We start from the raw sequence: 13,352 nt of genomic DNA on the forward strand, positions 1-13,352 counted from the left end.
GGGCGTCAACAATAGACAGGCCAGTCTGTAATTGGCAACCCGGTTCGCCGGGCGGGCCCGCGGAGCGCGGCCCGCACGGCGGTCCAGAACCCCCACCCCGACCCGGAAGGGCCAGCCCCCATGGAACGTCTCATCATCTTCGTCCTCATCGGACTCGGCGCCCAGCTCGTCGACGGCACCCTGGGCATGGCCTTCGGTGTCACCGCGACGACGCTGTTCATCCTGTCGGGCACCGGCGCGGCGACGGCGTCGGCCGTCGTGCACGTCGTGGAGGTCGGCACGACCTTCGCCTCCGGCGTCTCGCACTGGCGCTTCGGCAACGTCGACTGGCGGCGCGTGCTGCAGCTCGGCCTGCCGGGCGCGATCGGCGCCTTCGCCGGCTCGACCTTCCTGGTGAACCTCGACATGGAGGCCGCCACGCCCGTGACCTCGACGATCCTGCTGGGCCTCGGCCTGTGGGTGCTGGTGAAGTTCGCGTTCCTGTCCGCGCGGCGCCGCACGGCGCGGCCCGCGTGGGGCTGGCGGCGGCTGGCGCCCCTGGGCCTGGCCGGCGGCCTGCTGGACTCCACGGGCGGCGGCGGCTGGGGGCCGGTGACCACGTCGACGCTGATGAGCGCGGAGAACGATCAGCCGCGGAAGATCATCGGCACCGTCTCCGCCTCGGAGTTCCTGGTCGCGTTCGCCGCGGTGCTCGGCTTCCTGCCGCTGCTGCGCGACGAGTTCGCGGCGCACGCCGGTCCCGTCATCGCGATGCTCGTCGGCGGCGTCATCGCCGCCCCCATCGCCGCCTACCTGGTCGGGCGCGTGAACCCGCGCCTGCTCGGCATCGTCATCGGCGGCGTCCTGGCCGGGCTGAACATCCGCACGCTGCTGGCGCCGCACGTGCCGGGCGTCGTGCTGGCGCTGCTGCTGGCCGCGTGGGCCGTCGCGGTGCTGTCGGTCCTCGCGTGGGCGCGCCTCCATGACGCGCCGCGGGGCCTGCGCGAGCGCCACGGGCTCGAGGAGGAGTCCGGCGATCGCGTGACGACGGGGGCCGCCGCGGCCCCGGCGGGCGCACGCGGTGCGGCGCAGGACTTGCGATAGACAACCCGGTCTGTCTATTCTGGCCGGGATTCCGGACTAGACCGGACGGTCTAAAAATTCACGGACGCGAAGGACATCACCCATGACGACGGCGACGAAGACGGCGCGCAAGCCCCGCACCCGCAAGCCCAAGCCCCAGGGCCAGTGGCTCGTCGACGGCCGCGAGCCGCTCAACGACGACGAGCGCATCAAGCAGGAAGACGCCGGCCTCGGCGTGAAGCAGCGGGTCATCGACCTGTACTCCAAGCAGGGCTTCGACTCCATCCCCGCGGAGGAGCTGGCCCCGCGCTTCAAGTGGATCGGCCTGTACACCCAGCGCCGCCAGGACCTGGACGGCGAGCACACCGGCGTGAAGACCAACGCCGAGCTGCAGGACAAGTACTTCATGCTGCGCATCCGCCTCGACGGCGGGCAGACCAGTGCGGCCGGCATCCGCGCCATCGGCGAAATCTCCCGCGACTTCGCCCGCGGCACCGCCGACTTCACCGACCGCCAGAACGTCCAGCTGCACTGGATCCGCATCGAGGACATGCCGGAGATCTGGGACCGCCTCGAGGCCGTCGGCCTCGACACCCACTTCGGCTGCGGCGACGTCCCCCGCGTCATCCTCGGTTCCCCGGTCGCCGGCGTCGCCGCCGACGAGGTCATCGACGGCACCCCGGCCATCCGCCGGATCAAGGAGGAGTACCTCGCCACCGACGAGTTCTCCAACCTCCCCCGCAAGTTCAAGTCCGCCGTCTCCGGCAGCCCGCGCCTGGACGTCACCCACGAGGTGCAGGACGTCGCCTTCGTCGGGGTGAACCACCCGGAGCACGGTCCCGGCTTCGACGTCCACGTCGGCGGCGGCCTGTCCACCAACCCGATGCTCGCCCAGCGCATCGGCGCGTGGGTGCCGCTCGACGAGGTCCCCGAGGTGTGGGCCGGCGTCTGCCGCATCTTCCGCGACTACGGCTACCGCCGCCTGCGCAACCGCGCCCGCCTGAAGTTCCTCGTCGCCGAATGGGGCGCCGAGAAGTTCCGCCGGGTGCTGGAGGAGGACTACCTGGGCCGCCCGCTCATCGACGGCCCCGCCCCCGAGCCGTGGGAGGGCGACCGCGACCACATCGGCGTGCACCGCCAGGCCGACGGCCGCAACTACGTCGGCGTCAAGCCCGCCGTCGGCCGCATCCCCGGTGACGAGCTCATCAAGCTCGCCGACGTCGCCGAGAAGTACGGCATCGACCGTATCCGCACCACCGTCATGAAGGAGATCATCCTCCTCGACGTGGAGGACGGCGACGTCGAGCCGCTGCTCGCCGACCTCGACGCCATCGGCCTGTCGGCGACGCCCTCGGCGTTCCGCCGCGGCGTCATCGCCTGCACCGGCATCGAGTTCTGCAAGCTCGCCCTGGTCACCACCCGCCAGCGCGGCATCGACCTGGTCAAGGAGCTGGAGGAGCGCATCGGCGACCTCGACTCGCCCATCTCCATCGCCCTCAACGGCTGCCCCAACGCCTGCGCCCGCACCCAGATCGCGGACATCGGCCTCAAGGGGCAGATCGTCACCGACGAGGACGGCAACCGCGTCGAGGGCTTCCAGGTCCACCTCGGCGGCGCCCTCGGCGTCCACGCCAACTTCGGCCGCAAGCTGCGCGGCCACAAGGTCACCAGCGCGGAGCTCGGCGACTACGTGGAGCGGCTCGTCGTCAAGTACGAGGAGCAGCGCGAGGACGGCGAGACCTTCCGCAGCTGGGTCGCCCGCGCCGCGGAGGAGGATCTGCAGTGAGCCACGGAACCACCGGCAAGGGCCGCGGCGCCGCGGCCGGCGACGGCCGGCTCGGCATCGGCGGCCGCTCCGCCCACGGCAACCCCAACCGCGGGGCCGTCATGCACTGCCCCTACTGCGGCGGCGACGACCTCTGGCCCGACTACGAGACCGACTACGCGTGGCGCTGCACCGAATGCTGCCGCGTCTTCACCGTCAAGCTCCACGGACACGTCCCGCGCGACGTCACCCCGGCCGACCGGATGACCGTGGAGGTGGGCGCATGAGCATCGTCACCGTCAACACCGCCGAGCTCGTCGCGGGGGAGGACCGGCTGGCCGACCCGGCCGTCGCCAAGCGCCTCGCGATGCTCGCCCTCGACCACGCGCGCAAGCTCGAGTCGTACGACGCCGGCGAGATCCTCGAATGGGGCGCCGAGCACCTGCAGACGCCGCTCGCGGTGACCCTGTCCATGCAGGACACCGTCCTCGCGGAGCTCGCCGCCCGGCACGCCCCCGACGCGGACCTGGTGTTCCTGGACACCGGCTACCACTTCGACGAGACCCTCGACGTCGCCGGCGAGGTCGCCGAGCGCTACCCCAACCGCCTCCTGTCCGTCGTGCCGGAGCGCACCCGCGCCCAGCAGGACGCCGAGGAGGGCCGCGACCTCTACCGGACCGACCCCGGCCGCTGCTGCGACCTGCGCAAGGTCCGGCCCCTGGCCGCCATGAAGCTGCCGTACGAGGGCTGGGTCACCGGCCTCAAGCGCGTCGACGCCCCCACCCGCCGGAACACCCCGGTCCTGGAGCTCGACCGCACCGGCCGCATCAAGCTCAACCCCCTGGCGGCCTGGACCGACGAGGACGTCGAGCGCTTCATCGACGACAACGGACTCATCGTCCACCCCCTCACCCGCGCCGGCTACCCCAGCATCGGCTGCGCCACCTGCACGGCCCGCGTCGAAGCGGGCGACGACCCCCGTTCCGGACGATGGTCCGGGACCGAGAAGACGGAATGCGGACTTCACCTGTGACCACCACCCTGACCACGAACCAGACCGACCGAACCGACCGGGCCGCGGCCGACGCGGCCGAGGGCGCGAACACCGGCGCCGCCGCCCACGCCGCCGGGGCCGCCCCGGGCGACGCCGTCCTCGACCCCCGCCTCGCGGAGCTCGAGGCCGAGGCCATCGACATCATCCGGCAGACCGCCGGCCAGTTCGACCGCGCCGCCCTGCTGTTCTCCGGCGGCAAGGACTCCGTCGTCGTCCTCGAGCTCGCCCTGCGCGCCTTCGCCCCGGCCCCGGCGCCGCTGGAGCTGCTCCACGTCGACACCGGCCACAACTTCCCGGAGGTCCTCGAGTTCCGCGACCGCGTCGCCGCCCGCCCCGGCGTCACCCTCCACGTCGCGGAGGTCCAGGACTGGATCGACCGCGGCGTCCTGCAGGAGCGCCCCGACGGCACCCGCAACCCGCTGCAGACCATCCCGCTGGTCGAGACGATCGCCGAGCGCGGCTACGACGCCGTCCTCGGCGGCGCCCGCCGCGACGAGGAAAAGGCCCGCGCCAAGGAGCGCGTCTTCTCCGTCCGCGACTCCTTCGGCGGCTGGGACCCCCGCCGCCAGCGCCCCGAGCTGTGGGGCCTCTACAACGGCCGCCACGCCCCCGGCGAGAACGTCCGCGTCTTCCCCATCTCCAACTGGACCGAGGCGGACATCTGGGCCTACATCGACGCCCGCGGCATCGAGCTGCCGCCCATCTACTTCGCCCACGAGCGCGAGGTGTTCAACCGCAACGGCATGTGGCTCGCCCCCGGCGACTGGGGCGGCCCCCGCGACGGTGAGGAGCTGGAGGTCCGCACCGTCCGCTACCGCACCGTCGGCGACATGTCCTGCACCGGCGCCGTCCTGTCGGAGGCGTCCACCGTCGCGGAGGTGATGGAGGAGATCCGCACCTCGACCCTGACCGAACGCGGCGCCACCCGCGCCGACGACAAGCTGTCCGAATCCTCGATGGAGGACCGCAAGAAGGAGGGCTACTTCTGATGTCCGCCCCGACCGCCACCGCACCCGCCCCCGCCGCCGCGGCGGGCACCGTCGACAAGCGCGACGCCGCCACGCGCCGCACCCTGCGCCTGTGCACCGCCGGCTCCGTCGACGACGGCAAGTCCACCTTCGTCGGCCGCCTCCTGCACGACACGAAGAACATCCTCGCCGACCAGTACGAGGCGGTGGAGCGCACCTCCGCCGCCCGCGGACTCGACGCCCCCGACCTGTCGCTGCTGGTCGACGGCCTGCGCGCCGAGCGCGAGCAGGGCATCACCATCGACGTCGCCTACCGCTACTTCGCCACGGACGCCCGCAGCTTCATCCTCGCGGACTGCCCGGGCCACGAGCAGTACACCCGCAACACCGTGACCGGCATGTCGACGGCGGAGGCCGTCGTCCTGCTCATCGACGCCCGCAACGGCGTCGTCCGCCAGACCAGCCGCCACGCCACCGTCGCCGGGCTGCTGGGCGTCCGCCACGTCATCTTCGCGGTCAACAAGATCGACCTGCTGGACTACGACGAGGCCGCCTTCCGCGCCATCGAGGCCGACGCCCTCGCCCTCGCCGACCGGCTGGGGCTGAAGGAGACCCACGTCGTGCCGGTGTCCGCCCTGGCCGGCGACAACGTCGTCGACCGCTCCTCCAACACCCCCTGGTACGACGGCCCCGCCGTCCTCGAGCTGCTGGAGGGCCTCGACGTCGCCGCCGACGAGGCCCGCGACGCCGCCAAGGACCTCCGCCTGCCCGTCGACTACGTCATCCGCGACCACGCCACCGAATACCGCGGCTACGCCGGGCGCATCGCCACCGGCACCATCGCCGTCGGCGACGAGGTCACCCTGCCCGGCCACCGCACCGCCGCCGTCACCGGCGTCACCGTCGCCGGCGAGCCCGTCGACCGCGCCGTGGCGGGCCAGTCCGTCGCCGTCACCCTCGACCGGGAGATCGACATCGTCCGCGGCGACCTCATCGCCGACGCCGGCCGGCCGGAGGACGCCCGCTCCTTCGCCGCCACCGTCGTCCACCTGGCCGACGCCCCGCTGGCCCCCGGCCGCATGGTGGAGGTCCGCTACGGCGCCGCCCTGGTCCGCGGCCGCGTGAAGTCCATCGAGGCCACCGTCGACGTCGACACCGGCGAGCCGCTCGCCGGCGCCGAGCGCCTGGAGGTCAACGACGTCGCCGAGGTCGTCGTCGAGCTGGCGAGGCCCCTGCCGGTGGAGGAGTACCGTACCGGCGGCCGCGTCGGCGCCTTCCTGCTGGTGGAGCCGGGCACCGGCGACACCCTGACCGCTGGCCTGGTGCGCGGCCGATGACCGCCCTGATCCTCCTGGCCCACGGGTCGCGCCACCCGGGCGCGGTGGACGCCTTCGGGAGCCTCGCGGCCGCCGTACGCGCGGCGCTGCCCAGCGCGGAGTGCGGCGGCCCGTCGCAGGTCCGCACGGCCTGGCTGGATCTCGCGGAGCCGTCGCTGGACGACGTGCTGGACGACCTCGCCGCCGCCGGCGAGCGCCGCGCCACCGTCGTGCCCATGCTGTTCACCGACGCGTTCCACGCCCGCGTCGACGTGCCGGAGCAGATCCGCGACGGCCTGCGCCACGGCGTGGACGTCCACGTCGCCCACGGCCTCGGCCTGGGCGAGGGGGTGCGGCGGGCGATGCTGCGTTCGCTGCTCGACGCGGCGGGCCCGCGGCTCGGCGCCTCCGACATCGTCGTCATGGCGGTCGGGTCCTCCGACTCCGCCGCCAACGACGCGGTCCGCGGCTTCGCCGCGCGTCTCGACGGCGCCCTGCCCGGCCGCGTCACCGCCGCGTTCACCGTGGCGGTCGACGGCCCGCGCGGCGCCGACGCCGTCGACCTGGCGGCGCGGGAGGCGGCGGCCCGCGGCCGCGGCCTGGTGGTCGTGCCGCTGTTCACCGCCCCGGGCCTGCTGTGGGACCTGGTCACCGGCGACGGCCGCGGCTACGCGTGCGACGTCGCCTTCGCGGAGCCGCTGGGGGAGAGGCTGACGGACGTCGTCGTCGCCCGCTGGGACTCCGCCCCGGCGCGGGTGCACGCCGCGGCGGTGGCGTAGGGGGCGGTCGGCGGCCCGCTACTGCGCGGTCTTCCCGCCGCCCCAGGGCTTCCCCGGGGTCTTGTCCAGCGCGCTGGCCCCGACGAGGACGACGGCGACGACCATCGTCACCCGCCCGGGGAGGTTCCAGATGCCGAGCGGGGCCCGTCGAAGTCCGTCGCGTAGAACGGATTCCGCAGCTACCACACGCCGGCGATGAGGAGCAGCACCCCGAAGCCGGTGGCGGCCTGCTTCCCCGTGCGCGCGGCGATGAGGATGTAGAACGCCGCGAATACGCACGTGCCGAAGGCCCCGACCTCCGTGTAGTCGGTGATCCGCAGGAACGAGTCGGCGATCACGAATGCGCCGGTCAACGCGCCGCCCAGGCCGACGGAGTTGCGGATTTCCGCGGATGTCTTGTCCGTGTGAAGGTCCATGCGCCGCGGGATATGCGGGTTCCGGGCGCACGCCGCGGAAACGGACGGGGCCCCGCCGCCGCGCGTGGTGCGCGGGGGCGGGGCCCTGCGGGGGTGTGCGGGGTCCGCGTGACGACGATCGCCTCCGGCGTCGTCGCCCGCGTCCCCGGCGCCGTCCGCTACTCCGGCTTGGAGGCGGCGACCATGTCCTCCCACTCGACGATCTTCTTGCGCTCGCGGCCTTCGGCCTCGCCGGCGGCGCGCTCGGCGGCGTCGAGGGCGTGCCAGCCGTCCCAGGTCAGGTAGTCGACGCCCTTCGACTCCAGGTAGGCGAGGACCTGGTCCTCGCCCGGCTCGGCGGGGCCGTACCCGCGGCCGGCGTCGTGGTCCTCCAGCAGGCAGGCGACGGTCTCGTTGGCGTCGCCCTTCGTGTTGCCGATGAGGCCGACGGGGCCGCGCTTGATCCAGCCGGTGCAGTACAGGCCGTCGATGTGCTCGCCCGACTCGTCGAGGACGCGGCCGGCCTCGTTGGGGATGACGTGGCGCTCGTCGTCGAACGGCACGCCGTCGAGGGCGTCGGAGCGGTAGCCGACGGCGGAGTACACCGCGCCGACCGGCCAGTCCGTGTACCTCCCGGTGCCGCGGACGCCGCCCTCGCCGTCGAGCTCGGTGCGCTCGGTGCGGAAGCCGACGACCGTGCCGTCCTCGCCGAGGATCTCCACCGGGGACTCGAAGAAGTGGATGTGGAGCTTGTGCGGGGCGCCCTTGGGCTCGCGTATGGCGTAGTTCTCGAGGATGGAGCACACCTGGTCGACGATCTTCGACTCGCGGCGGCGGACGGCGGAGGCCTCGTCGTAGTCGATGTCCTCGCCGTCGACGACGACCTCGATGGTGTCGGAGTGGTCGAGCTCCTTCAGCTCCAGCGGCGTGAACTTCGCCTGGGCGGGGCCGCGGCGGCCGAAGACGTGGACCTCCTTCGCCTGATTCTTCTTCAGCGACTCGTGGACGTTGTCGGCGATCTCGGTGACGTGCAGCTCGTCGCCGGTCTTCGCCAGGATGCGGGCGACGTCGAGGGCGACGTTGCCGACGCCGACGACGGCGACGGACTCCGCCGACAGGTCCCACTCGCGGGGGAACAGCGGGTTGGAGTCGTAGAAGCCGACGAACTCGCCGGCGCCGTGGTGGCCCTCGAGGTCCTTGCCGGGGATGTCGAGCTCGCGGTCGCCGACGGCGCCGGTGGCGACGATGATCGCGTCGTAGTACCGGGTCAGGTCCTCCACGGGCACCGCGCCGCCGACGTCGACGTTGGACAGCAGCCGCAGCTGCGGGTGGTCCATGACGCGGTGCAGGCTGCGGATGATGCCCTTGATGCGCGGGTGGTCGGGGGCGACGCCGTAGCGGATGAGCCCGAACGGGGCGGGCATCTTCTCCAGCAGGTCGATGCTGACGTCGCGGCCGGACTTCATCAGGGCGTCGGAGGCGTAGACGCCCGCCGGGCCGGAACCGATGACTGCGACTCGGAGGGGGCGGGACATGCCGTGCGGCACCTGCTTTCGTATGGGGTTGACCTTTTAAATCACTTCCAATGGGTAAGGGTAACCTAAAGCAAAACGCAGTCAAGTCGCCGGGCTCGGGGTATGCGCGCGCGTGCGGGCGCGCGCGGGGCGCCCGCCGCGGCAGGGGGTCGCCACGGCGCGCGGGGGAGCGGGGGTGCGCGCGATGCGCGCGCCGCGTGACGACGCCTCCCGCGCGGCGGCGGGCGCCGTCGCAACGCACGGCGTTAGCCTGCGACGGGGGACCGGTGTTCGCCGGTCGCCCGGCCGTTCGGCGGGGGTCGCGTGTTTCCCGGAGGAAACAAGGGTGTACCCGGGGCTCCGGTCACATTGCGAACACCGTGTCGGTTGCATCACAATTCGATGAAGAGCCTGAACCACAACTCACCCAGCGCGCGTGCGCCGGCCCCGCGGGGCCGCGGGCCGCACGCCGCGGAAAGGACGGGTCCGTGAGCGGAAACGACAACCAGTCCTCGGTCCTCATCGCCGGGGTCGACAACGCCGGCGAGCACCGCGACGTCATCGACGCGGTCGCGAAGGCGCTCGGCGGGGCGGAGATCGTCCACCTCGTCGGCGTGCCCGGCGCCGCCTCCGCCGACGAGGTCGTCGCCGACCCCGACGCCGCCCTGGCGTCCATCGTCGCCCTCGTCGAGGACCGGGCCGCCGCCGGATCCGGCCCCGCCGTCCTCCTCGCCACCGGCAACCTCGACTTCGACGCCCGCGTCGCCTCCGCCGTCGGCGCCGGCGTCGTCCTCGTCGCCGAGGGCGAGGGGTGCACCGGCGCCGCCGCCGTCACCCGCATCCGCATGGCCTCCGCCGGCGTCCGCGCCCGCCTGGCAACCCCGCTCGCCGTCGCCCTGTCCGGCGATGCGCCGGCGGAGGCCGCCGCGAAGATCGACGCCGGCGTCCCCGTCGTCACCGCAGGCCAGGAGGAGGAGCTCGCCGCCGCCGTGCGCGGCGCCGTCGAGCCCGTCATGAACCCGCAGCGCTTCCAGTGGTGGCTGCTGAACAAGGCGAAGGGCGACCGCCGCCACATCGTCCTGCCGGAGGGCGACGACGACCGCATCCTCATCGCCGCCGGCCACCTGCTGGCGCAGGACATCTGCGAGCTCACCATCCTCGGCGACGTCGACTACATCACCACGCAGGCCAAGACCCTCGGCGTCGACGTCTCCCGCGCCCGTCTCCTCGACCCGTCGACCTCCCCGCTGCGCGAGGAGTTCGCGGAGGACTTCGCGGAGCTGCGCAAGGCCAAGGGCGTCACCCTGGAGCAGGCCCGCGAGACGATGGAGGACATCTCCTACTTCGCGACCATGATGATCCACAAGGGCCTCGCCGACGGCATGGTCTCCGGCGCCGCCCACACGACGGCCCACACCATCAAGCCGTCCTTCCAGATCATCAAGACCCGCCCGGGCGCCTCCACCGTCTCGTCCCTGTTCCTCATGGTCATGGACGGCCGCCTGTGGGGCTTCGCCGACTGCGCCGTCATGCCGAACCCCACCCCGGACCAGCTCGGCGAGATCGCCGCCGTGTCCGCGGAGACCGCCGCCGCGTTCGGCATCGAGCCGCGCGTCGCCATGCTGTCCTACTCCACCGGCGAGTCCGGCTCCGGCGAGGACGTCGACCGCGTCGTCGCCGGCCTGGCGAAGGCCCGCGAGCTGGCCCCCGACCTCGCCGTCGACGGCCCGCTGCAGTTCGACGCCGCCATCTCCGCCGCCACCGCGAAGAAGAAGATGCCGGGCTCCGCCGTCGCCGGCAAGGCCACCGTCTTCGTTTTCCCGGACCTCGACGCCGGCAACATCGGCTACAAGATCGCGCAGCGCTGCGGCGGCGCGCTGGCCATCGGCCCGATCCTGCAGGGCCTGAACAAGCCGGTGAACGACCTGTCCCGCGGCGCCTCGGTCGCCGACATCATCAACACCGTCGCCATCACGGCGATCCAGGCCGGAGGTAACTAGCACATGGCCCGCCACGCACTGGTCCTGAACTCCGGCTCCTCGTCGGTCAAGTTCCAGCTGGTCGACCCGTCGAACGACGCGACCGAGCCGCCCTACGTCTCCGGCCTCGTCGAGCGCATCGGCGAGGAGGACGGCCACATCACCCTCAAGGTCCGCGGCGAGAAGCACGAGATCACCGAGCCGATCCCGGATCACGCCGTCGGCCTCGCCAAGGCCTTCAAGCTCATGGACGACCACGACTGCGGCCCCCACTCGGTGGAGATCTCCGCCGTCGGCCACCGCGTCGTCCACGGCGGCAAGCTGTTCTCCCGCCCGGAGCTCATCACCGACGAGATCGTCGGCATGATCCGGGACCTCATCCCGCTGGCGCCGCTGCACAACCCGGCGAACATCGTCGGCATCGAGGTCGCCCGCGACCTGCTGCCCGACGTCCCGCACGTCGCCGTGTTCGACACCGGCTTCTTCCACACCATGCCCCCGGCCGCGGCGCTGTACCCGATCAACGCCGCCGTCGCCGCGGAGCACGGCGTCCGCCGCTACGGCTTCCACGGCACCTCCCACGAGTACGTGTCGGGCCAGGTGCCGGCGCTGCTGGGCAAGGAGCCGCACGAGGTCAACCAGATCACGCTGCACCTCGGCAACGGCGCTTCGGCGGCGGCGGTGCGCGGCGGCCGCGCCGTCGACACGACGATGGGCATGACGCCGCTGGCCGGCCTCATGATGGGCACCCGCACCGGCGACCTCGACCCGGGCATCATCTTCCACCTGTACCGCTCGGGCATGTCCATCGACGAGATCGACAACCTGTGCAACCGCGAGTCCGGCCTGAAGGGCGTCTCCGGCGTCAACGACTTCCGCGTCCTGCAGGAGCGGATGGACGACAACGACCCGGACGCGTGGGCGGCGTACCAGATGTACGTCCACCAGCTGCGCCGCTACATCGGCGCCTACATGCTCATCCTGGGCCGCCTGGACGCCATCACGTTCACCGCCGGCGTCGGCGAGAACCACGTCGGCATCCGCCGCGACTCCCTCGCGGAGCTGGAGGAGTTCGGCATCAAGGTCGACCCGGAGCGCAACGAGACGCGTGCCGACGGGGCCCGCGTCATCTCGACCGACGACTCCAAGGTGACGGTCCTCGTCGTCCCGACGAACGAGGAGCTCGCCATCGCGCGCTACGCGATGTCGTTCGTGGACTAGGCGGGTTCTCCACCCGGGTTCCCGCCCGGGTTTCCGCCCGACTCCCCGCCGCGGCCGCCGTCCGGACCTCGTTCCGGCGGCGGCCGCCGGCGTGTCCGGGGTCGTTCCTCCTACGCCGGCCGTTTCCCGCCGCCGGGCCCGCCGTTTCCCGCCGCCGGGCCCGCCCTCCCGGCGGCGACGCCCGCCACTTTCCGCCGCCAACCGGGTCGTTTGGACCCGGTTACGAGGGCCGCCTTTCCGGTCAGACCCACTTACGGCCGTTCCGACCCTGTTCTAACTGGGTCGGAACGGCCGTAACTGGGTCTGACCGCGCGTGATGGGCGGGCGGGGCGCGTCGGACGGGGTCGAAACGACCCGCTTGTCGACGGTCTGCCGGATGGTGGGGCCGTCGGCGGCGGAGGGTGGGGACGGTCGACGGCGGACGGCGGGACCGGGAGCGGGAAAGGGCGGCCGACGGCTGCCCCTGCCCCGGACACGGCGAAGCGGCGGGGACGCGCCGGACGCGCGTCCCCGCCACCGTGGTCCGGAAAGGACCGGGGTCGGGCACCGTCGCGGGCGCCGCCGGGGCGCCGCGGACGGCCGGGAGACCTAGTAGATGACGACCGAGTCGCCGACCTGCAGGTGCTCGAAGAACTTCACGGCCGCCTCGTGGGAGAGGTGGATGCAGCCGTGGGACATGTGCTGCAGGGAGCCCTCGTGGAAGGCGTGGCCCTGGTTGGTGAAGTACACGGAGTACGGCATCGGGGCCATGTTGTGCTCGTAGGACACCTCGTCCTTCACCTTGCGGGTCACGTAGTGCGTGCCCGTCGGGGTGGCGGTGGAGGGATCCGGGGCGCCCGCGGTGATCGGCACCGGGCCGTAGACGACGTTGCCGTTGCCGTCGAGCAGCCACGCCTTGTTCGCGGCGAGGTCGACGCAGGACTTCGCGGTGGCGCACTTCGCCGGGTCCGGCATCTCCACCGGCGCCGGGGCGGGCTCGGGGGCCGGGGCCGGCTCGGGGGCGGGCGCCGGGGCCGGGGCCGGAGCGGGGGCCGGGGCGCCCGGGAAGACCTGGCCGATCACGTCGCGGGCCTCGCGCGGCACCGGGATGCCCGCCTGGCCTGCGACGTCGTCGAGGCGCTGGTTCACCTGGTCGGCGTTCGGGACGGGGATCTGCTGGGAGCCGGTGTCGATGACGTTCGGCAGCAGCGGGGCCGCGCCGGCGACGCCGAACCCGCCCAGGGTGGCGGCGGTGGCGAGGGGAACGGCGCCGGCGGCGATGCGGCCGACGCTCGAGGGCTTGCGGTGCTTTCCGGTCAT

The 13,352-nt window shown here is 72.9% G+C and carries 12 protein-coding genes; 9 read left to right on the forward strand and 3 right to left on the reverse strand.

The annotated features are described in order from the left end of the window. Nucleotides 1–120 precede the first annotated feature (120 nt). From QQS41_RS10575 to QQS41_RS10605, 7 genes are all read left to right on the forward strand, one after another. Entirely contained in the window at nucleotides 121–1,083 is a 963-nt protein-coding gene (locus tag QQS41_RS10575; protein ID WP_448852687.1) for a sulfite exporter TauE/SafE family protein, read from the forward strand. A gap of 82 nt (nucleotides 1,084–1,165) precedes the next feature. Further along, complete coding sequence (locus QQS41_RS10580) at nucleotides 1,166–2,848, forward strand: nitrite/sulfite reductase (RefSeq protein ID WP_448852688.1); 1,683 nt, start codon at nucleotides 1,166–1,168, stop codon at nucleotides 2,846–2,848. Further along, on the forward strand, nucleotides 2,845–3,114 hold the full coding sequence (locus QQS41_RS10585; RefSeq protein WP_448852689.1) for a hypothetical protein: 270 nt from the start codon (nucleotides 2,845–2,847) through the stop codon (nucleotides 3,112–3,114). The genes QQS41_RS10580 and QQS41_RS10585 overlap by 4 nt, the downstream gene beginning before the upstream one ends. Then, entirely contained in the window at nucleotides 3,111–3,860 is a 750-nt protein-coding gene (locus QQS41_RS10590; protein ID WP_448852690.1) for a phosphoadenylyl-sulfate reductase, read from the forward strand. Before QQS41_RS10585 ends, QQS41_RS10590 begins: the two co-directional genes overlap by 4 nt. Next, a complete protein-coding gene (cysD, locus tag QQS41_RS10595; protein WP_448852691.1) occupies nucleotides 3,857–4,870 on the forward strand; it encodes a sulfate adenylyltransferase subunit CysD in 1,014 nt (337 codons plus the stop codon). Before QQS41_RS10590 ends, cysD begins: the two co-directional genes overlap by 4 nt. Beyond that, nucleotides 4,870–6,186 (forward strand): sulfate adenylyltransferase subunit 1, encoded by a 1,317-nt coding sequence (locus tag QQS41_RS10600; protein WP_448852692.1) that lies wholly within the window; start codon nucleotides 4,870–4,872, stop codon nucleotides 6,184–6,186. Before cysD ends, QQS41_RS10600 begins: the two co-directional genes overlap by 1 nt. Continuing rightward, complete coding sequence (locus QQS41_RS10605) at nucleotides 6,183–6,944, forward strand: sirohydrochlorin chelatase (protein WP_448852693.1); 762 nt, start codon at nucleotides 6,183–6,185, stop codon at nucleotides 6,942–6,944. Before QQS41_RS10600 ends, QQS41_RS10605 begins: the two co-directional genes overlap by 4 nt. A gap of 179 nt (nucleotides 6,945–7,123) precedes the next feature. Here the strand turns inward: QQS41_RS10605 and QQS41_RS10610 are convergent, their stop codons facing one another. Further along, nucleotides 7,124–7,360 carry a hypothetical protein gene (locus tag QQS41_RS10610; RefSeq protein ID WP_448852694.1) on the reverse strand — a complete coding sequence of 79 codons (237 nt, stop codon included), beginning with the start codon at nucleotides 7,358–7,360 and terminating at the stop codon, nucleotides 7,124–7,126. Between the two features lie 158 nt (nucleotides 7,361–7,518). Next, a complete protein-coding gene (locus QQS41_RS10615; RefSeq protein WP_448852695.1) occupies nucleotides 7,519–8,874 on the reverse strand; it encodes an FAD-dependent oxidoreductase in 1,356 nt (451 codons plus the stop codon). A 467-nt stretch (nucleotides 8,875–9,341) separates the two neighbouring features. Between QQS41_RS10615 and pta the strand changes: the two genes are divergently transcribed. Both pta and QQS41_RS10625 read left to right on the forward strand, forming a co-directional pair. After that, nucleotides 9,342–10,853 carry a phosphate acetyltransferase gene (gene pta / locus QQS41_RS10620; protein ID WP_448852696.1) on the forward strand — a complete coding sequence of 504 codons (1,512 nt, stop codon included), beginning with the start codon at nucleotides 9,342–9,344 and terminating at the stop codon, nucleotides 10,851–10,853. Between the two features lie 3 nt (nucleotides 10,854–10,856). Beyond that, the gene (locus QQS41_RS10625) at nucleotides 10,857–12,053 is read left to right on the forward strand and encodes an acetate kinase (protein ID WP_448852697.1); all 1,197 of its coding nucleotides are present in this window, start codon (nucleotides 10,857–10,859) and stop codon (nucleotides 12,051–12,053) included. 588 nt (nucleotides 12,054–12,641) lie between these two features. Here the strand turns inward: QQS41_RS10625 and QQS41_RS10630 are convergent. Then, nucleotides 12,642–13,352: a L,D-transpeptidase gene (locus QQS41_RS10630; RefSeq protein WP_448852698.1), complete on the reverse strand. Its 711-nt coding sequence runs from the start codon at nucleotides 13,350–13,352 to the stop codon at nucleotides 12,642–12,644.

It is taken from the genome of Corynebacterium sp. 335C, assembly GCF_053525695.1.